Annotated in this window: 14 protein-coding genes; 5 read left to right on the top strand and 9 right to left on the bottom strand. The window is 62.2% G+C overall.

Going from position 1 to position 21343, the window contains the following annotated elements:
• From B2527_RS19270 to B2527_RS19250, 5 genes are all read left to right on the top strand, one after another.
• Positions 1 to 1574, top strand: a 1574-nt coding sequence (locus B2527_RS19270) for an Ig-like domain-containing protein (RefSeq protein WP_293717304.1), incomplete at its 5' end; no start/stop codon positions are given.
• Between the two features lie 26 nt (positions 1575 to 1600).
• Entirely contained in the window at positions 1601 to 3490 is a 1890-nt protein-coding gene (locus B2527_RS19265) for a hypothetical protein (protein WP_293717303.1), read from the top strand.
• A 601-nt stretch (positions 3491 to 4091) separates the two neighbouring features.
• Positions 4092 to 5054, top strand: a complete 963-nt coding sequence (locus tag B2527_RS19260; protein ID WP_293717302.1) for an OmpA family protein — start codon at positions 4092 to 4094, stop codon at positions 5052 to 5054.
• Positions 5055 to 5166: 112 nt separating this feature from the next.
• On the top strand, positions 5167 to 5853 hold the full coding sequence (locus B2527_RS19255; RefSeq protein ID WP_293717301.1) for a response regulator transcription factor: 687 nt from the start codon (positions 5167 to 5169) through the stop codon (positions 5851 to 5853).
• A gap of 4 nt (positions 5854 to 5857) precedes the next feature.
• Complete coding sequence (locus B2527_RS19250) at positions 5858 to 9511, top strand: ATP-binding protein (protein ID WP_293717300.1); 3654 nt, start codon at positions 5858 to 5860, stop codon at positions 9509 to 9511.
• A gap of 36 nt (positions 9512 to 9547) precedes the next feature.
• Here the strand turns inward: B2527_RS19250 and B2527_RS19245 are convergent, their stop codons facing one another.
• The 9 genes from B2527_RS19245 to B2527_RS19205 form a co-directional block, all read right to left on the bottom strand.
• A complete protein-coding gene (locus tag B2527_RS19245; RefSeq protein ID WP_293717299.1) occupies positions 9548 to 10600 on the bottom strand; it encodes a protein-glutamate methylesterase/protein-glutamine glutaminase in 1053 nt (350 codons plus the stop codon).
• Positions 10597 to 11196: a chemoreceptor glutamine deamidase CheD gene (cheD, locus tag B2527_RS19240; protein ID WP_293717298.1), complete on the bottom strand. Its 600-nt coding sequence runs from the start codon at positions 11194 to 11196 to the stop codon at positions 10597 to 10599. The genes B2527_RS19245 and cheD overlap by 4 nt, the downstream gene beginning before the upstream one ends.
• Positions 11193 to 12038, bottom strand: coding sequence for a CheR family methyltransferase (locus B2527_RS19235; protein ID WP_293717297.1), 846 nt, complete (start codon positions 12036 to 12038; stop codon positions 11193 to 11195). Before B2527_RS19235 ends, cheD begins: the two co-directional genes overlap by 4 nt.
• A gap of 13 nt (positions 12039 to 12051) precedes the next feature.
• The gene (locus B2527_RS19230; protein ID WP_293717296.1) at positions 12052 to 14211 is read right to left on the bottom strand and encodes a methyl-accepting chemotaxis protein; all 2160 of its coding nucleotides are present in this window, start codon (positions 14209 to 14211) and stop codon (positions 12052 to 12054) included.
• Between the two features lie 129 nt (positions 14212 to 14340).
• Positions 14341 to 16716 (bottom strand): methyl-accepting chemotaxis protein, encoded by a 2376-nt coding sequence (locus B2527_RS19225; protein ID WP_293717295.1) that lies wholly within the window; start codon positions 16714 to 16716, stop codon positions 14341 to 14343.
• Positions 16717 to 16798: 82 nt separating this feature from the next.
• A complete protein-coding gene (locus tag B2527_RS19220; RefSeq protein WP_414717148.1) occupies positions 16799 to 17185 on the bottom strand; it encodes a hypothetical protein in 387 nt (128 codons plus the stop codon).
• A 121-nt stretch (positions 17186 to 17306) separates the two neighbouring features.
• Positions 17307 to 17801: a chemotaxis protein CheW gene (locus tag B2527_RS19215; RefSeq protein ID WP_293717294.1), complete on the bottom strand. Its 495-nt coding sequence runs from the start codon at positions 17799 to 17801 to the stop codon at positions 17307 to 17309.
• A 163-nt stretch (positions 17802 to 17964) separates the two neighbouring features.
• A complete protein-coding gene (locus B2527_RS19210) occupies positions 17965 to 18732 on the bottom strand; it encodes a flagellar brake protein (RefSeq protein ID WP_293717293.1) in 768 nt (255 codons plus the stop codon).
• Between the two features lie 352 nt (positions 18733 to 19084).
• On the bottom strand, positions 19085 to 21316 hold the full coding sequence (locus B2527_RS19205) for a methyl-accepting chemotaxis protein (RefSeq protein ID WP_293717292.1): 2232 nt from the start codon (positions 21314 to 21316) through the stop codon (positions 19085 to 19087).
• Between the last annotated feature and the right edge of the window lie 27 nt (positions 21317 to 21343).

The raw sequence follows: 21343 nt of genomic DNA, 5'->3' as shown, positions 1-21343 counted from the left end.
TCAGCGACGATGTGGGCAGCATCCAGGGCCTGCTGGTCCAGGGTGCCGATACCGATGACACCACCCCGACCCTGGCCGGCAGGGCCGAGGCCGGCAGCATCGTGCGCATCCATGACAATGGCAGCCTGCTGGGCAGCGTCACTGCCGATGCCAGTGGCAACTGGAGTTACACCCCCGGCACGCCGCTCAACAATGGCACGCACAGCTTCACGGTCACCGCACAGGACAGCGCCGGCAACCTCAGCCCGGCATCGAATCCGTATGCGATCACCATCGATACGGTGGCACCGGGCAAGCCCTCCATCGAGATTGTCGTTGACGATGTTGGCAGCGAAACGGGAGCGATTGAAAACGGTAGTGAAGTCGATGACGCACAGCCTGATATCTACGGGCGTGCAGAAGCAGTTAGTTCCGTCATCATCCGCGACAACGGCGTGGAGATTGGTCGTGTAACGGCGAATGCCGAGGGTGAGTGGCGCTTCACCCCTGCGGAAGAACTATCGGAGGGCCAGCACCGGTTCACGGTGGAGGCGGTGGATCTCGCAGGAAACACCAGCGTCCCGACCGATGCTTTTGACATGTCGTACTACGTAAACGGTGACGACTACCCGGACGAATTGATGGATGGCGCACCAAGTTTCAATGCCATGGTGGCAATTGATACCTCCGGCAGCATGAATGGTGTTCCGCTGGCGAATGTGAAGCTGTCCTTGAGAACCTTGGCTGATGAGTATCTGAACGCGGCCAAGGGCGAGGTGGTGACCCTGACATTGATCGACATGAGTACGGTCAGCCCGGTCACCTATACGTTCGCCTCAGTGCAGGACGCGGGGTATGCGAGTTACCTCAATGCCCTGAACAAACTGAGCGGCTCCGGGGCCTACAACTACGAGACGATGATCAACAAGGCGATGGATAGCATCCAGTCCGCCTATGAAGGGGGCAACGGACCGAGCCAGATATTTGTGCTGGGGGACGGTCAAAATCCACTGACAGTGGGGGCGGCGGACAGGTGGCAGCAGATGTTGGAGAACCCGACTGGGAGCCAGCTGATAATCCCAGCGATCCAATGCACGCCCATTTCGTTCGCCCCTCTGCAATCATCGTCGAGGTTCTCGTTCGACGGCATTGCAACCGGTGGCGAGGCGATCGACATGCCCTCGGCGGAGAAGTTGCCTGGCATCTTCCTGGGTAACACCGTGGCTGACAGCGTGGGTGGGAACGTTCTGCTTAACGATTCGAAGATCGAGCTGGATGGGAACGAGCGCTTGACCGAGGTCAGGTTCGATGGCGGAGTGTTCCGTATCGGAGCGGACAACATTCTTGTGCATGAGAACGTCAGTTCCAGTGTCGAATCCTTTGCCTACAAGCCGGACAGCGGTCTTCTGACGATTGAAACCACAGCTGGTTGGTTACGGATCTACGTGCATGGAGAGGGGGGCGCGGCTGCGGGCAGCTATACCTATTCTGCGCGGCTTTCGCAGCAGTACGTGGGCGAGCAGCAGGTTGCAGAGGTATTTGGATATACCGCAGTCGGGCCCGATGGAAGAAGCCAGGCTGCAAACCTGCTATAGCGATCGCTCAGCCGGACGTCACGGAGTTGATCGAGATCTCCAACATAGGCAAGGACAGTGTTTCACTGGGCGACTTCATGACCGCAAACGGCGATGCCGGGCGTGAAGTGTCGGGTGCCATCAGGATGCCGCTGGGTGAAGGGATGCAGCTTCAGGTATCTGTTGATGGCGGCCAAACCTGGGGTGACGCGCAGATCGCCGGACGCAAATGGGTGTTCATGGACATGACCACGCACACCAGTAGCTGGGACGTGCAGGTGCGCGTTACTGATGGAACCGCGCATGGCACGAAGATCGTGTCGCAGCACGTCGAGTATATGGCGCCGCTGGGCAAGGCCAGCATTGCGAGCATCCCGGATGCAGACGGCATCTACAAAACTGCCGAGGCTGCGGATGGTTCGGAGGTGGTGGTATCCATTGCCGGTACCGGAGCGCAGTCCGGTGATACGGTCCACGTTCAATGGGGGGTAATCAGCGTGGACTACACGTTGGGCGATGCAGATATCGCTGCGGGCTTCGCCACAGTGAACATACCTTCCAATGTCACTTCCAATGTCCAGACGGCGGCTTATGACTTCTCCGTCACCGCACAGGTTGTTGGGAAGGGCGGGGCGATTGGTCCCGTCTCGGATCCCTACGAAGTGGTTGGCAACTACAAGAAGACGGAGTCCTACGATTCGCTGCAAGGTGCGGTCGTTGACAATGCTTACGCCGGGTCAGGCTTTGCCGCCAGCACTGACGGGACGATGGCCATGGTTGGCAGTTCGGCCACCCACCTGGCCGGTATGAAGATCAGTGGTGAAGGCAGTGCCACAGCTACCTTTGCAATGGATGGTCCGCGCGATACGTTCTCATTGACACTCACGGGTATAGACAATGAGCTGGGCGCGATGATCGAGGTGTTCGATGTGGAAGGGAACCTCGTTCATTCCGAGAGTTTTGTGGGCGGTACTGATGCCCACCATACAAAGTTGTTCTCATTCAAGGTGATGGAAGTAGTGGGAGGCCCGGGTGTCATCGAGGTTGGGTCGTTCAAGGTCACTTCATTTGGCCCTTCCATCACCCTGTCCGGGCTGAACATGACGTCGCCGAAGCACATTGTTGATGCGCGACCTGCAGATCAGATTGAGTACATGTCGGAAACCTACTACGGCAGTGATGGCGACGACACAGTGTCGCTCGCCCTCTGGCCGACAACGTACTTTGCACAGGATTCGGCGGCCATCCATGGAGGTGGGGGTGTCGACGAGCTGAGGATCGCCGGTGGTGGCTATCCGCTGGACATGACAACTGCGATTGGAAAGATCAGCTCGATGGAGATCATCAATCTTACCGGCACCGGTAACAACACCCTGACCCTGAATTTGAGAAACGTGATCGACAACGGCGGTGTGGACCTGTTCTACCAAGGCGACCAGAGCCGCGTGCAGATGATGATCAAGGGCAACCCGGGCGATGCAGTCATGCTGAGTGACGTTCTTGGGGGCGGAATCGATATGGGGGATTGGATGCAGACCGGCAGCGTGGTAGTGAACGGCAGCGCCTATGTCAGTTACCAACACTCGGGCCTGGCGGTGGAGCTGTTGGTCCAGAGTGGAGTGGTCGTTACCCTCAGCAACACAGAGGGCCCAGCAGGCCGCTCCACTACTGGCGTGGATACCCTTGGCGCAGATGTGCTGTCCGATGCGTTGACCATTCCCTTCGAAGATATTCCTGGGGTCACCAGTGCGGTGGTAGCGGAAAGCGCGACTCACAGCGCGTCAGGATTGCGCATCAGCGGTGGCGATCTGCGTGAGGGCGGGCTGGAAGCAGCGGATGCCTTGTTGACGCATGCCAGCGACAACTTCACTACGGTTGACGGAAGTTTGGCTTGGCTGTCGCTTCAGCAAGAAGAGGCAAGGCTCCATATGAGCTGAACGGACTGATCCGGCGTTGATGGGAAGCGCTTGAGACTATTCCCAATTCGGTATCAAAACGGAGCGCCAAGGCGCTCCGGTTGAAATACTAGTGCGCATGGAATGGCGATCAAATGAGTTTCAGGAAGTTTCCAGCCGTTCACCGAGAGTGGATTGGATGGACAGCTTGCTACGGTTACGGACTGTGGCTATCTCCTGGTTCTCTATCAGAGTTTTTCCGATGCTGCTGCAGGGCGATAGCAACTTTCGGGCCGGCTGCCCCACGGTGCAGAACTGTGGGGCTGTCTACTGCAAGCGGAACGAAGCCAAGTCACTTTGCCCGTTTGCTGTGGCCTGGCGGGCCTGGTTCAGATCGTCGATGCAGTCGCACCGCGTAGTTCGTCCGCAACCGGAGTTGTTGCGGGCGATGGAATAGCCGCCAGCATCGTCCTGAACCCTGAGGGGATGAAAGCAAAGCCCGAACAGTGCCGTAGTCACTGTGGGTTAGGGGTTGGGCTGCAGGTGTGTCCTCAACGCAGCCATTTCCATGTCAAAAGACAACGAAAAAGCAGGAGTCACGGCATTGGGTCGTGGCTGATCAAAGAAGATCTACGGAGACATCATGAAGAATGAAATAGTGAAACAACGCGCAGCATCCATCCAGGCGGCGGCCAATCCAGTTCGCTATAGACGGGTCTGTGTACTGGCAGGATTGATCTGTCTCTGCATGCTTTCCTCAGCATTGCCAGCGCAGCCGCAGGACCGCACATTGGGCGCCAGTTTTTCCGAGTTGCAGCGCGTGGGCGCAGACCAAGCCCAGGTTGTCTACTATCGCGACAAACAAGCTGACGGCAGGAGCATTGCCAGCATTTATCTGGACAAACAGTTTGTCACGGCGCTGCGTCCCGGTGGTCATGCAAGTTTCTGCGTGGCCGCCGGAAGCCACCTGCTGGGGGCATATATGGACGATGCGCCCCGTTATGAGGGGAAGAACGAAGAGTTGTACCAGGCGGGCTTCTCCGGCGGGAAGACGTATTACATGAAGGTACGTGAGCAGGGGGGCAACGAGCCGCTCCCGGTCGGGAAGGAGCAGGCGCGTTTGGAGTTGGAAGGCAGCCGCCAACAGGTGCACCTGCTTTCGCGCGCGGACAGTGCCGAACGTTGCCGCCACTACGGGTTCCACGACAGGCCTGCCAAGGGTAGCCAGACGCTGGTGCTGCAGGCGGATGAAAGCTTCAGCGAAACCGGCAGCTTGAGTGTGTCCGGACGCCATGCGCTGGCTACGCTGGTGGAGGATCTGCGTGGAAAGGGTGCGCAGGTCGTCAAGGTTTCCGTCGAAGGGCATTCAGACCCGCTCGGCAGCGTGGCGCACAACCAGAACCTGGCGCAGCGCTGGGCGAACGCAACCCGTTTCGGCTTGATTGCCCAAGGTGTTCCTCAAGCCATCGTGTCGGCCGAGAGCATGGGCAGTCGCATGCTGCTGGAGCGCGGATGCTATGGCGACAAGCAACAGCAGCGCAGCTGCAATGCGCCCAATCGCCGCGTGGTCGTCCAGGTTGAGACAACAATGGTTGAGTCACCGTGAACAGTTACTTCTGGAGCACTCGTGTTGCTGCTGCAATGGTAGCCCTGCCTGTCGATCGCCATGTTGTCGCTCCGGACAGGGATGCGGTTCGGCAGCCTGCTGGAGAGCGGAAATGAGATCATCGGTTGCTTTTCCGCTGCGGATTGCCGTGCTGGATGATCATTCATTGATCCAGATGGCGTTGCAGCTGCGGCTTTCCCGGGAGCCTGACTTTCGTGTTGTGGGTGCCTTTTCCAGCAGCCGGGAGCTGATTGCTGCCTTGGCAAGACTGCCGGTGGACCTGCTGGTGCTGGACTATGCGTTGGGTGCAGCGGAGCTGGATGGTCTTCACCTCATTGGGTTGATACGCCGCAGGTTTCCCATGATGCGGATACTGGTAGCGTCGTCGGCAGAAACGCCGTCCGTGGTCAACTTGTCTCTGGCTGCGGGTGCCAACGGATTCTTCGGGAAGTCGGAAGATGCCGAGTTGCTGGTGGAAGCCATCCGGCGGGTGGCGCAGGGGCATACCTACGTTTCGCCACAGCTGTCCTATCGCCTGGGTACGATACCGGGCGCGCTGCGTCGTCCCCTGGAACAACTGGGTGGTGGACAGCGCCTGCTGGACGAACCTGCATTGTCGCCCAAGGAGCGGGAGGTTCTGCGCTGCTGCCTGGAAGGCATGTCGGTATCGGAGATATCCAGAAAGTTCATGCGTAGCATGAAAACCATCAGCGGGCAGAAACAATCGGCATTCCGGAAGCTGGGTGTTCGCTCCGATGCCGAGTTGTTCAAGCTGCAGCACAGCCTGATCGAGCCGTAGCCCCATGAAGTGCTTCAGGTTATTGCGGGACTGGAAGCGCAGCGCAGGTTGGGTGGGCGCGCTGCTGATGGCTTTGCATTTCAGTGCGCGCCCGGTACTGGCCGAAGAGGTGACGCTTCAGCTATATGATCGGTCCAGTCCCATTCAGCAGGCGCCAGCGCTGGCAAGTGAGGACTGGCAGTGGCTGCGTGACAAGGGAGAGCTCGTGCTGGGTGTGGCCATGCCGAGCAATACGCCGATGGAGATCCTCTGCGGCGAGGATTGCTATGAAGGCATTACTGCTGACGTATTGGGGGCACTCGGCCGCCAGCTGCATATCCCCGTCAAGGTAGTGCGCTATACCGATCGTGCAGCAGCGCTGGCAGCGTTGACCGACGGGCGCGTCGATCTGGTGGGAAGTGCCAACATCTTCGAGCAGCAGGCGCGGGGCGTGCGCCTGAGTGAACGCTACATCGATTCTGTCCCTGTGCTCTATGTGCGCAGCTCGGACAAGCGCCGCATGCCTGCGCAATTGGCCGACATGCGTATTGCCATGGCACAGGACTATCTGCCGATCGACCTGGTCAGGCAGCGCTATCCCCGGGCAAAAGTGATGACCTTCGCCTCCGCCGAGCAGGCGATGGCCGAGCTGGCGTTTGGCGACGCAGATATCTATCTGGGAGACGCCGTATCAAGCAATTACCTGGTCAACCTGAGTTATTTCAGCTACGTAAGCCTGCATGCTCGCTTTCCTGATGACGGTGTGGGGTTCTCATTTGCTTTGCGTCCGGACGCTGCCCGGTTGCAGACGATCATTGATACTGCATTGAGACAGGTGCGCGAGCGCCATGAAGCCGAGCTACTGAAACGCTGGTCGGGTGGGGGGGCATCCGTATCCGTGTCGAGGGTGAATCTGTCGCCGGCCGAGCAACGTTGGTTGCAGAACCATCCCACTGTGCGCTTCGTTGTCAGCAATGACACCGCCCCACTCTCATATTTCGACGCCGATGGTCGTTTCAGTGGTACCACCGCCGACCTGCTGAAGGCGGTGACGGCCCGCACCGGGTTGATTTTCGAGCCGGTGCGGGTGGCACGCTTGGAAGGGCAAATCAAGGCGCTGCAGGAGGGTGATGCCGATATATCGATGTTGGTTCCCACCGAGCAGCGTGAGCGGCTGCTGCGTTTTTCCGGTCCGTTGACCCAGACCGCGTTCGGCATCGTCAGCAGGGAGGGAACCCTGGGGTTCACTGGGGCCGAGCAGCTGCGGGGAAAACGCATCGCGCTGCCGGTGGATCATGCGCTGCGGGAGTTGATGCTGCCCGTGGGTGACTACGAGTTCGTGGATGCCGAGACCATTGCTGCCGCGATGGAGATGGTCGCCGCAGGCAAGGCCGATGCCACTGTGGCGCTGTTGCCCATGGCGCAGTACTACGTTGCTACGTTGCATGATGGGAAGCTCAAAGTTTCCGGCATGTTGGAAAACCTGCCTGCACGGCTGGCGTTCGCCACCCGTCGCGAGGACGCAGAGCTGGCCGGCATCGTTGAGAAGGCCCTGCGACAGATTCCGCCGGATGAGGTGGACATCTTCCAGAACCGATGGCGCCCGCGAGCCGACGTGGGCTCGGCCACCTGGACCGACTATCGCAGCCTGATTTATCGCTTTGCGGCAGCAGGGCTGGTGATCCTGTTCCTGCTGGCCGGCTGGAACCTGCACGTGCGTTCGCAGAACCGACGGCGCCGCGAAGCCGAAGAGGCGCTGGGCGACCAGCTGACCTTCATGGAGTCATTGATCAACGGCACCCCGCATCCCATCTATGTTCGTGACCGCGCGGGGCGTTTGCTGACCTGCAACGCCAACTACCTGGATGCATTTGGTACCACCCTGGACGCTGTAACCGGAAAGACCGCGCTGGAAGGCGTCAAGATCGACCGCGGCGAAGGAGCGGGCTTCCACGATGACTATCTTTGGGTAATGGAGCATGGAAAGCCGCTTGAGGTTGATCGGACCTTGCATGTGCCGGGACGCACGCTGAGCATCTATCACTGGATACATCCCTATCGCGATGCGCAGGGTCAGGTGCGCGGTGTCATCTGCGGCTGGATCGATGTCAGCGACCGCCGGCAGCTCAACGAAGAACTGCGGGCGGCGTTGGACGCGGCGGATCAATCCAGTCGCGCCAAAACCACCTTCCTGGCGACCATGAGCCATGAGATACGCACGCCCATGAGCGCGGTCATCGGCATGCTGGAGCTGGCATTGAAGAATGCCGACCAGGGTAGGCTGGACCGCGCGGCAATCGAGGTTGCCTACGATTCGGCACAGGGACTGCTTGATCTGATAGGTGACATTCTTGACGTGGTCCGGATCGAATCCGGGCACGTCAGTCTCAGCCCAAGGCGGGCAAATATCCGCGAGCTGGTCGAATCGGTTGCGCGGGTATTTGACGGACTGGCGCGGCAGAAGTCCCTTTCACTGGATCTGCGGCTGGATTCGATAGTGAATCGCGATGTGCTGGTTGATCCCATGCGCTTCAAGCAGGTCCTGTCCAATCTCGTCGGCAATGCGATCAAGTTCACCGACAATGGCTCCATACGAATCGATGTGGAGGGCGATGTCTCCGATGGCGCGCATCTTCGGTTGAAGATGAAGGTGGCCGATACCGGCATTGGAATTCAGTCCAGCGAGATCGATCGCTTGTTTGAGCCGTTCATGCAGGTGGATCACGAACGTAGCAGCCGTGGTGGCACCGGGCTTGGCCTACCCATCTGCAAGTTCCTGTGTGAGCTGATGGGCGGTGAGATCGCCGTAAGCAGCGTGCCGGGGCAGGGGACGGTGGTATGTCTGGAGTTGCCTTTCAGCATGTTGCCGGATTTGCCACAAAGCAAGGCTGCAACCGTACAGAAGGCGCGGCAGCATCCGCGTCTGAAGATACTGGTGGTGGACGACCAACCGGCGAACCGGGTATTGCTGGAACAACAGCTGCGCTTCCTGGAGCAGGAGGTGGTGTGTGCCAGCAACGGCGAGGAGGGCCTGTTCGAGTGGCGTCAAGGCGGGGTTGACGTGGTCATCACCGACTGCAGCATGCCCATGATGAATGGCTATGACATGGCACGTGCGATCCGCCGTGAGGAGCAACGGCGCGGTTTGCTGCGCAGTGTGATCATCGGCTTTACTGCCAATGCCCAACCGGATGAGCGCGATCGCTGCCGTGCAGCGGGGATGGATGACTGCCTGTTCAAACCGGTCAGCCTGGCAAGCTTGTCGCAATTGCTGCTGGGTGTACCGGTAGCCCAACAACAGAAGGATGCACAGATTTCGGTCTATGAAAGTGACGTCGAAAGCATCCTGATGGAACTGACGGGGGGCGACGCGGACGTCCGCCAGGCGCTTATCGCAGAAGCCCATCGCAGTTATCAGAATGACCTTCGAGAGTTGGGCAGGTTGGCCGCCGAGGGCGATCCGCTGAGCTTGGGCAACCTGTTCCACCGCATCAAGGGTGGAGCACGCATCTTCAATGCCCTGCCGGTGGTGGACGCCTGTGACCTGGCGGAAGCACTGTGCAAGCAGCAGCCATTCCAACGCGATGCTGCCGTTGTGGCAGCGGAGCGGGTGGCGGAGGAGCTGGAAATCCTGCTGGCGCACCTGCCCGGCTACGGACAACTGGTGGAAACGGGGTGAAGCAGGGGAGTGGGGTTGAGACAGCGTGCCGCTTCCTCAACCGCGCGAAAGTGCCAGCAGGCGCTCGGCAATCCTGTCCAGAGGCAGTACTTCGTCCACGCCGCCCAGTTTGACCGCGCTGCCTGGCATGCCCCAGACCACGCTGCTGGCCTCGTCCTGCGCCAGGGTGGCGGCACCGGCCTGCTTCATCGCCAGCAGGCCGCGCGCGCCATCCTCGCCCATGCCGGTGAGGATGGCACCGATGGCGTTGGCGCCTGCGTTCTGCGCCACCGAGTGGAACAGTACGTCGACGGCCGGCTTGTGCAGGTTGACCGGCGCGGTGTCGTCGACCCGGCATCGCCAGCGTGCGCCATCGCGGATCACCCGCAGATGGCGCCCGCCCGCGGGCAGGTAGGCGTGACCGGGGAGGATGGCCTCGCCATCGCTGGCTTCACGTACGGACATGGCCGAGTGCCGGTCCAGGCGTTCGGCAAAGGCCGTGCTGAAACTGGCGGGCAGGTGCTGGGTCATGACGACGGCCGGCGCGTCTGCCGGCATGCCTTCCAGCACCACCCGCAAGGCTTCGGTGCCGCCAGCGGAGGCGCCGATGGCAATCAGGCGGTCGGTGGTGCGGAAGCCGATAGTGGCTGCAGCAGCGTTGCCTGCTGGCCGGCGCATCGGCGAGGCGCTGGCGCGCACCCGTGAACGTGCGGCCATCTTCACCTTGCCACGCAATTCCTCCGCATAGGCCTCCAGTCCCCTGGCAACATCAAGCTTGGGTTTGGCCACGAAGTCGACGGCGCCCAACGCCAGCGCCTGCAAGGTGGTATCGGCGCCGCGCTCGGTGAGCGAGGACACCATCACCACCGGCAAAGGGTGCAACCGCATGAGATTTTCAAGAAAGGCCAAGCCATCCATGCGCGGCATTTCCACGTCCAGGGTCAGCACGTCGGGGTTGAGGCGCTTTATCTTTTCCCGCGCCAGCAGCGGGTCGGCGGCCGTGCCAACCACTTCGATGCCGGGGTCGGCCGCAAGTATTTCGCTCAGTACCTGGCGTACCAGCGCCGAGTCGTCGATCACCAATACACGGCAGGGCGGGGCGAGCGTCATTGGAACAGCTCCACGCCGCCGCTGACCGGGGTGCGTGAAAGCTGTGCGCGCACCGCCGATTCGGTGGCGGCCACTTCAGCATCATGCGCATGCGGCAGGCGCTGCACCACCACGCGTCCGGTGGTCGGGAAGAACCAGATCTTGCGTGGATGGATGCCGCACAGGTCCTCGGCGATGATCGGGATATGTTCGGCGTGCAGATAGTGGCGCACGAACTCGGCGTTGCGGGTGCCGACAGGGTTGCTGGTGAAGCCCTTGAGCACATTGGCACCGCCAAACACCTTGGCCTCCAGGCGCTTGCGATGCGCGCCGCGCTTGAGCAGGTCGTTGATCAGCAGTTCCATGGCATAACTGCCGTAACGGGCGGGCGCACCGTCACCTACATTGCCTTCCGGCAACAGGAAGTGGTTCATGCCGCCGATCCCGAGGATGGGGTCGCGGATGCAGGCCGCTACGCAGGAGCCCAGAATGGTGGTCAAGGCGGTGTCATCGTCCACCACCAGATACTGGGTGGGTAGCAGCTTGGCGGCAATGGTCTGGAAACGACTGTCGCGGTAGCGCATCACCTCATCGGGATGCTGGTGGGTGGGCTTCATGCGCCAGTCCTTCGGGTGCGACGGTACAGCGTGCGACCACACGGCTGGATCAGGTCGGCGGCGTGCAGGTAGTTTTCGGAGTGGCCGGTGTACAGCAGGCCATCGTCGCCCATGTGATCGACCAGGCGCGACAGGATGGCGCGCTGGGTAGGCTTGTCGAAATAGATCATCACGTTGCGGCAGAACAGGGCGTCGAACGGACCGCCAACGTCGTAGCGCGGCGCCAGCAGGTTGAGCTGGCGGAATTCGACCAGCGAGCGCAGGGCAGGATTGATCCGACACTTGCCTTCGTTCGGGCCGCTGCCACGCTGGAAATAGCGACGCTTCAGTTCCGGGTCCAGACCGGCGATGCGATCAATGGCGTAGACGCCCTGGCTGGCGGTGGCCAGCACCTGGGTGTCGACATCGGTTGCCAGGATCCGCACAGGTGGGGTCAGCGTGCCGAAGGTCTCGCAGGCGGTGATCGCCATGGAGTAGGGCTCTTCACCGGTGGAGGCCGCGCAGGACCACAGTTTGAGCGGGGCCTGGCTGGCACGTTGCTGCAGTTCCGCACCCAGCTTGTCGAAGTGATGCGGTTCGCGGAAGAACGAGGTGAGGTTGGTGGTCAGGGCGTTGGTGAATGCCTGCCACTCTTCGCCTCCATGCTGTTCAAGCTGGTCCAGGTAGTCCTTGAAGGAGCGCAGGCCCAGGCTGCGCAGACGTCGCGATAGACGGCCATAGACCATATCGCGCTTGGCCGGGGCAAGCGCGATGCCGGCGCGGGCATGGATCAGCTCGCAGACGCGACGGAAGTCGTGGTCGTTGAACTCGAAATCACGTTCGTTGCTGTCGAGATTGGCCATGGGCGGGGGCCGTTCAGCTGGCCAGGGCCAGCGTTGCCGGCGTGGCCGGGGCAGCGGCCTGGCGGCTCAGCTGGAACACCGCGACAGCCTGGTCCAGCAGGGCTGCCTGTTCTTCCATGGCGCGGGCGGCGGCGGTAGCTTCCTCCACCAGCGCAGCGTTCTGCTGGGTGGTTTCATCCATCTGCATCACCGTCTGGTTGACCTGCTCGATGCCCGCCGACTGCTCCTGCGAGGCGGCCGAGATTTCGGCCATGATGTCGGTCACCCGCTGCACCGAGGCGACGATCTCGCCCATGGTGCTGCCGGCCTGCTGGACCAGCTGCGAGCCTTCATCGACGCGGCTAACCGAGTCCTCGATCAGGGTCTTGATCTCCTTGGCGGCGGCGGCTGAACGTTGGGCAAGCGTGCGCACTTCTGCGGCAACCACGGCAAAGCCACGGCCCTGTTCGCCGGCACGCGCGGCTTCCACTGCGGCGTTCAATGCCAGGATGTTGGTCTGGAAGGCGATGCCGTCGATCACGCTGATGATGTCGGCGATGCGGCGCGAGGATTGCTGGATCTGCCCCATCGTGGTGACTACGTCTTCCACCACCTGTCCGCCGCGCGAGGCAACCCCGGCCGCCCCCATCGCCAGCTGGTTGGCCTGGCGCGCGGACTCGGCATTCTGGCGCACGGTGGAGGTCAGTTCCTCCATAGAGGCGGCGGTTTCCTCCAGGTTGGCGGCCTGCATTTCGGTACGGCGCGAAAGATCGGCATTGCCGGTGGCGATTTCGCCCGCTGCCAGGTTGATGCTGTCAGCCGATTGCTGGATGCCGGAGACAATGCCAGCCAGCTGTTTGACCGTGCTGTTGGCATCCTCGCGCATTTGCGCGAACACGCCCTGTGCATCCCCGCTCAGGGTAATGGTGAGGTCGCCGTCAGCCAGCGCCCGCAGCAGGCGCGAGACCTCGCCCAGGTTGTCGTCGCTGACCTGCATCATGCTGTTCAGGGCGCGCACCATGGCGCGGAAATCGTGCTCGAAGCGGTCTTCGTCACCGCGCTGGCTGAAATCGCCCGCAGCGGCGGCACTGCCCAGCCGCTTTATCTCGCCGTTGATCGCGGCAAGATTGTTCTTGATGGCGGCCATGGTGTCGGTGATGACGCGCTTGTCGCCCGGCAGCACCGGCATATCCTGGCTCAGGTCGCCGACCGCATAGCGTTGGGCCAGGGCGATGACCTGCATCTTGACGTCGATATGGCTGGCAACCAGCACATTGGTTTCTTCCACCATCACGCCGTAGTCGCCGGGGAAGCGACTGGCATCGATCCGATAGGCGATCATGCCAGCGTCGTGCTGGCGGGCCATCTCCGCTTGGGCACCAATCACCGCACGCAGCTGATCCTGCATGTGCGCCATGCTGCCCAGCAATTGGCCGGTTTCGTCCTTGCTGGGGGCTGCGATGGGGTTGTCCATGCGGCCCTGGGCGATAGCGGTGGCCACCGCGGTAGCATTGCGCAACGGCAGGACGATGCGGTTGCCGATGATCCAGCTCAATGCCACCACCAGCAGTACCAGCACTCCACCGGCGACAGTCATCACCGCGGTGAACTTCAGCGCCTGTGCCTGCAGGTCGTCCATGTAAACGCCGCTGGAAACCACCCAGTCCCAGGGTTTGTACAGCCCGGCATAGGCCAGCTTGCCGACGACGCCGTCCTGGCCGGGCTTGGCCCAGCTATAGGCGACATAGCCACCACCCTTGCGCGCTGCTTCGACCTGTTCATAGTAAAGACGTACGCCATCTTCGCCGCGGAAATCCTTCATGTCCTTGTTGACGAGATCTGCGCGGAAGGGATGCATCAGCATCACGTACTGCGTGTTGTAGACGTTGAAATAGTTGACGTCGCCGTCGGAACGCATCTTCTGCAGTGCTGCCAGTGCGTACTTCTGGGCGTCCTCCAGTGGAATGGCGCCGGTCTGTGCTTCCTTGACGTAGTGGTCAAGCACGCCGTAGCTCATCTCCACCTGGGCACGCAGTGCGGCCTTGCGTGTTTCGTACAGATCCAGGTACTGCATGCGCGCGGCGATCATCGACAGTGCGATGACACCGACGACGATCAAGGCCGTCAGCAGGTTCAGCTTGCGCCTGACGGAGATGTTGGAGATGTAGTTGGTCCAGAGCGAGGAGATGATCATGGGATCCGCCGCTGACCTTGCGGTACCGGCGCTGCGTAAGGGGATACCGGGGTTATCGGCCGCAACACGGCCGAGTTGAGTGCCCTCAACGAACAACCCCGGCCAGGGCCGGGGTTGTTCGGGGTGGGTTTAGAATTCCTGCCAGTCCGACTCTGCCAGCTCGGCCACGGCCGTGCGGGCCGGCGCCCGACGGCGCGGTGTTGGCATGGTTGCAGGTGCCTGTGGGACAGGGCGGTCTGCCGGTTCACGCTGCGCCGCCGCGCTGCTGGTATCGGCGCTATCTTCTTCCAGCTGGAAGACAGAGACCACGTTGGCCAGATGGGCTGCCTGTTCTTCCATCGAACGCGCAGCGGCAGTGGCTTCCTCCACCAATGCGGCATTCTGCTGGGTGGTCTCGTCCATCTGCACCACAGTCTGGTTGACCTGTTCGATGCCGGCGGACTGCTCCTGCGAGGCGGCGGAGATCTCGGCCATGATGTCGGTGACGCGCTGCACCGAGGCGACAATCTCGCCCATGGTGGTGCCCGCCTTCCTGACCAGTGCCGAGCCATCGGCCACCTTGCCCACGGAGTCATCGATCAGGCCTTTGATCTCCTTGGCCGCACCTGCGGAGCGCTGGGCAAGGGTACGGACTTCGCTGGCGACCACCGCAAAACCGCGGCCCTGTTCGCCGGCGCGGGCGGCTTCCACTGCTGCATTCAGCGCCAGGATATTGGTCTGGAAGGCAATGCCATCGATCACCGAAATGATCTCGGCGATCTTGCGCGAGGACTGCTCGATCTGGGTCATGGTGCTGACCACCTGGCTGACCACTTCGCCACCCTGCGAGGCCACCGACGCGGCGCCGATGGCCAACTGGTTGGCCTGGCGTGCCGATTCGGCGTTCTGGCGCACGGTGGAGGTCAGTTCCTCCATCGAAGCGGCGGTTTCTTCCAGGTTGGCGGCCTGCTGCTCGGTACGTCGCGACAGGTCGTTGTTGCCGGAGGCGATCTCGGTGGCGGCCGAGTTGATCGAGACCGAGGACTGCTTGATGCGAGCGACGATGCCGGTCAGCTGATCGGCCGTGGCATTGGCGTCGTCACGCATGGTGGCGAACACGCCCTGGTAATCGCCGTGCATGCGGACGGTGAGGTCGCCGCGTGACAGGGCCGACAGCAGCGCCGAGATCTGCTCCAGACTGCTGGCGTTGGCGTCGAGCAGGCTGTTGATCTGCTCGGCCAGCTGCAGGAAGAAACCGTCCTTGCCAATGGTGTCGACGCGGCCGCTGAGGTCGCCGGCGGCGGCGGCCGCGATCACGCGTGCTACTTCCTTTTCCACCAGCGCCTCGGTGGTGCGGTCACGCCACTCGACAACATTGCCCACCGGCGCCCCGGACTCGTCACGGATCACCGAGATGGTCTGTGCGAACTCGGCGCTGCCGAAGCGCATCTCGCGCTTGAACACACCCGTCTTCTCCAGCACGTCGATGACCTTGCCGTTCACTTCACCGCGGTACTCCAGCGCGGTGACATGCTGGCCGATCAGCGGTTTGCTGGCATCGTAATGGGTGAGCTCGGTGGCGATGTCCTCGCTGTATTGGGCGAGCTTGTCCTGCAGGGCGCGGTTGGCGTAGACGATCTCCAGGTCGGTGTTGGTCAGGTATACGCCGGTGGAGGAGTAGTCCAGCGCGGTGCGGATGCGCAGGTTCTCGTTGGCAATGACCTGATCACGCTCGATGCGCTCGCGCAGATCGCGTTGCATGCGCTGCATGGCGCGCAACAGGTCGCCGACTTCATCACTGCGCGCAACATCGATATGGCCATCCAGCTTGCCGCTGGCAACCTCGTTGGCCACGTCCACAGCGCCGCGCATGGAGCCAACCAGCGAGCGGGCAAACAGCCACACCAGCACCAGCCCTGCAATGACACCGACCAGTACGGCGACCACGATCAATACTGCGGATGCGGTGTAGGTCTCGGATGCCTGTTTGGCAGCGGCCTGGGCGCGGGCATTGTCGTTGGTGGCCAGTGCCTGCAGTGACGTATAGGCCTTGCGGTGCAGGTTGCGGGTTTCGCCGACGAAAGTGTCGATGGCGTCATCCGGGAGCTCCAGCTCCAGCATCTCGGTGACGGCGTCGTAGGAGCGCTCAGTGGCCTTCCAGTCAGTGACGAAGGCATCAAACAGCTTCTTCTGTTCCGGATTGTCAATCAGCTTGGGATACGCGGCGATGGTTGCATCGATCTCCTTGCGCAGCTCGCCTGCTCGCGCCTTGGCGTCTGCTTTCACCTCGTCGCTGGCACGTACCAGGCTCTGGTAGGAGGCATTGCGGTACTCGCTGACCATGCCGCTCAGTTCGCCGGTGGTGCGCAGGCTGGGCATGCGGTTGTCGGCGAGATCGGTGGTGACGTTGTTGAGCGAGTGCAGGCCGCGATAGGCCACGATGCCCTGCAGCAGCATGACGAACAGCACGACGCCAAAGGTAAGCATCAGCTTCGGCTTGAGTTTCAGCGAGTTGATCCAATGCATCTTGCGCTTTCTCCGGAAACAGCACCGCGCCCTTACAGCGCGGAGGGCCACGCCGGCAGCGCCGGCGTGCACACAGGCATGATTACTTGATGTTGGCCAGCTTCAGGCCGGCCGGCGAACTGACTTCGATTTCAGCGCGCGAGGCATCGCGCTGGATGCGGCCGATCACGCACACGGTCTTGCCTTCCAGCGTTTCCAGCGGGAAGCCGAACTTGCTGCGGTTGGCGCCGGCGATGCGGGCCGAGAAGGTGTGGCGCGGGAACGCGCCGCCCATGTGCAGGAAGGTCGGCTGGCCTTCGGAGCCTTCGGCATAGCGGGCTTTCTCGACCTTGCCGCAGACCATGCCGTCCTTGCCAGCGAAACGAGCAGCGGTTTCCGGCGGGATCATTTCAGCCGTATCGGCAGCGGCGGCGAACGAGGCGGTTGCCAGGACGGCAGCCGAGAACAGCGGAAGCAGGTGCTTGTACATCGATATCTCCGGGATGACGTTGGGCCCGTCGGGGAGGGCGGGCATGCAAGCGCTATCGGCCGTGCTCAGGCAGGCTGAAGTCCTGCGTCCTGATTTGTGACGGCGCTCATGGTTTGGCGGCTCAGGCGACGGCCTCTTCGGCGCTGGCCGGGTGGCCAAGGTCGGCGGTGTCGAGCAGGGTCTCGATGTCCAGCAGGATCAACATGCGGTCGTCCTGGGTACCGATGCCGGAAATGAAGCGGGTATCGACGGCGGCGCCAAATTCCGGGGTGGGCCGGATCTGCTCGGCGGCAAGCGGGATCACATCGGACACGCTGTCGACGACGATGCCGACCACGCGGTCTTCCACGTTGAGGACGATCATCACGGTGAACGCATCGTAGCGGGCTTCATCCAGGCGCAGCTTCAGGCGCAGGTCGATCACCGGCACGATGGTGCCGCGCAGGTTGATGACGCCCTTGATGTAGTCCGGTGCGTCCGGAACGCGCGTTACCGAATCGTAGCCACGGATCTCTTGGACCTTGAGGATGTCCACGCCGTAGTGCTCGTTGCCGAGGGTGAAGCTGAGGTACTCGCCGCCGGTGCCTTCGGCGGTGGGGTTGCGGGTATCGTTCATGGCGGGTCCTGGTCCTGGCGGGTGCCGGTGCGTGCGGCTGTTGCACCGGTATCGGCGCCAGGGACGAGGACTTTAGCGACGGGGTGCTGTTGCTTGCCAGCTTGCCGGCGGGCATTGCGGCCACGCCGGGACCGCGGGGTGGGCAACCGCAAGGGAGGGCGCGTCAGTCGCCGTTGCTGCGGGCTTTGCGCAGGCGGTCGATACGGAAGATGTAGCGCTGGATCGTATTGTCGGCGCCGCGTGGCAGATCGCTGAAGCGCAGCCCGGCCCGGGTCATCTCCACACCGTTGGGCTGCTTCTGCTGACGCAGGTTGCACACCACCAGGGCGGTGGAGAAAGGCGTGCTTTCCGGTATGTCGAGCATACCGGTATAGCGTGACTGCAGGTTCAGCAGGGTCTGCTCGGGCGGCAGCAGCAGGGCGATGCCGCCGGCGCTGATGTCGAGGACGCGCAGGCGGATCGGCGTGCCGCCCTCGGGGTCGGGCAGTTCGAAGTAGGGCGAGTCTCCTACCGGCGTTTCCAGTCGATAGAACTCGCGACGCTGCAGGTGGTACACCTCATCGGGAAGCTCCACCTCGAAGGCGACATGACCTTCGCGGTTGATGCGGCGATGGCCGTGCAGCTGGAAACGAACCGTTACCTTGTCCACCTGGCCGAAACAGAGCAGGCCGGCAGCGGCTTCGGCGGTGTTGTTCACCGACGGCACAGGGCTGGCATCCAGCACCATGCTGTCCCCGTCCACCTCAAGTATCGCGGACGGGAAGGATTGATCACGACCGTCCGGGTGCACGGTGACCATGGCGCGCTGGTCGATCATGGCCTGCAGCAGATGCCTGATCTGGTGGCGGTTGCGCACCATGAAACGTTCATCGGCATACAGGTTGCCGGCATGGGGAGAGGCCGTGGGTGCTGGTGATGCGTGGTCGGGCATGGGCACTTGTGCGTGGCGGCGTTGAGCAACAACCCGCAAGGGCGGGTGCTGCGAAATGTGATATCGGCCGCCTTTTTAGCATCTTTAGTGCCCCCTGTTACGGTTTGCGGTCAAATCGAGACAGGCTGGTAATGCGTGCAAAGCGGATACCGGTTCTGCTGGCTCTGTTGCTCGCATCCACTTGCCGTGCGCCGGGATTCTGACGCTGGCGAGTGGCGATGCCACGACAAACGACAGAGTGCGGTGCGGGCCACCGTGCTGGCGGCTGCAATCAGAAGCATCTTGTTTCAAACCCAGGAAAGCGGCGGCAGGCAGGCCGGAGAGTTTCCCGCCCGCCGCCCAAGGCGGTGGCTCAGAACTCCTGCCAATCCTCACCGCCGGTCACCGGCGAGCGGGAGGGGGCTTTGGGAATGGCGCGCAACGTCGGCCGTGCCCGTGCTTGCGGCGGCGGCACGCTGGCGGCTACGCGGGCCAGCGAAACACTCACACTGTCGGCCAGTTGGAACTGTGCGACCGCTTCGGTCAGTTGGCGCGCCTGGTCCTCCATCGAGCGTGCTGCTGCGGTGGCTTCCTCCACCAGCGCTGCGTTCTGCTGGGTGGTCTCGTCCATCTGCATGACCGTCTGGTTGACCTGCTCGATGCCGGCGGTCTGTTCGTGCGAGGCGGCGGCGATATCGGCCATGATGGTGGTTACCCGTTGCACGGAGGCGACGATCTCGTCCATGGTGGTGCCGGCGCGGCGCACCAGCTGTGAGCCTTCACTGACCTTGCCGACCGAGTCATCGATCAGCGATTTGATTTCCTTGGCGGCAGCGGCGGAACGTTGTGCAAGCGTGCGTACCTCCGAGGCCACCACGGCGAAGCCACGGCCCTGGTCACCGGCACGCGCTGCTTCCACGGCTGCGTTCAGGGCCAGGATATTGGTCTGGAAGGCAATGCCATCGATCACACTGATGATGTCGGCGATGCGTTGCGAGGACTGTTCGATGGAGGTCATGGTATTGACGACCTGTCCGACTACCTCGCCCCCCTGTGCCGCCACAGTGGCCGCGCCGCGGGCAAGCTGGTCGGCCTGCCGTGCATGCTCGGCGTTCTGGCGGACGGTGGAGGTCAGTTCCTCCATCGAGGCGGCGGTTTCTTCCAGGTTGGCGGCCTGCTGCTCGGTACGGCGCGACAGGTCGTTGTTGCCAGTGGCGATTTCGGTGGCCGCCAGGCTGATGCTGCCGCTGCTGGCCTGGATGCGGGTGACGATGGCTGCCAATTGGTCGATGCTGCTGTTGCCGTCGTCACGCATGCGAGCGAACACGCCGTGGAAGTCGCCGTCCATGCGCGCGGTCAAGTCGCCTTGGGCAATGGCCTGCAGCAGCCGCGACAGGTGGCCCAGGTTGTCCTCGGTGCTGTGCATCAGGGCATTCAGGCTGCCGACCATGTCGCGGAAATCGTACTCGAAGCGCTCGGCGTCACCGCGCTGGCTGAAATCTCCCGCGGCGGCGGCCGAGGCCAGTCGCTTGATCTCGGCATTGATTGCCGACAGGCTGGCTTTGGTGCCGTCCATGGCGTCGGTGATGACGGCTTTTTCGCCAGGCAGGCGATCCATGTCCACCGACAGGTCGCCGCGGGCATAGTGGCGCATGACATCGACCGCCTTCATCTTGACGGCGATGTGCTGTGCGACCAGGGCGTTGACGCCGCCCACCATGTGCCCGAATTCACCGGGGAAGCGACTCTCGTCCATGCGGTAGCTGATCTGGCCCTCGTCGTGCTCGCGGGCCATCTCCAGCTGTGCGGCGATGACCGATTTCAGCTGGTTCTGCATGCGCTGCATCGATGACAACAGACTGCCGATCTCATCCTTGCGGCTGCTGTCGATGCTGCCGTCCAGGCGGCCGTTGGCGACGTCGTCGGCAACTCGCAGGGCGGCCCCCACCGGACCAACGATAGAGCGTACGATCACCACGCCCAGCGCTGCGGACAGTATGCCCAGCAGCGCCATGCAGAGGAAGATGACGGTGATGCTGCGTGCCTGGGTAGCATTGGCAAGTGCTACTTCGCGGTCCAGCGCGGACACCACATAGACCGAGAGCTGCTCGACGGCATCGAACATTTCGCGACGGCTGACCCTCGACTGGTCATTGGAAATGGTCTGTGCCAGTTCATGCTGCCCGTCGCCGATCGCTTTTTCCATCAAGGCGTGGGCGCTGAAGTAGCTTTCCATGGTTGTCTGCATCTGTGCGTACAGACGCTGTTGTTCGGTACTGGCCGTCAGGGCCTCGTATTGCTTGCGGTGCTCGGCCAACTTCTGCCGCTGGTCGCTGATGCGCTGGTTGTATTCGGCCACGAACTGCGGTTCGTCCAGATGCGAGAGCTGCGACAATTCGGCGATGCGGATTTCCGCCAGATCGGAGCGGATCCGTTCCAGATACTGGACGGCTGGCATGTAGCGGCTGGTGACCTCATCCAGTTGGGCGGTGGCCTGCTTGAGGCGCACGACGGCAAAGCCGCCCAAGGCGAGGGTAGTGAGCGTGGTCAAGGTGAAAGCGATCGCGAGTTTGCGGGCAATGCTCAGGTTGCGGAAGAACTCCATCTCTCTCTCTCCAGATCATCAGCGGCT

The organism is Stenotrophomonas sp. UBA7606 (assembly GCF_002477705.1).
Taxonomy (GTDB): domain Bacteria; phylum Pseudomonadota; class Gammaproteobacteria; order Xanthomonadales; family Xanthomonadaceae; genus Stenotrophomonas.
This window is presented reverse-complemented; position numbering and strand designations above follow the sequence as displayed.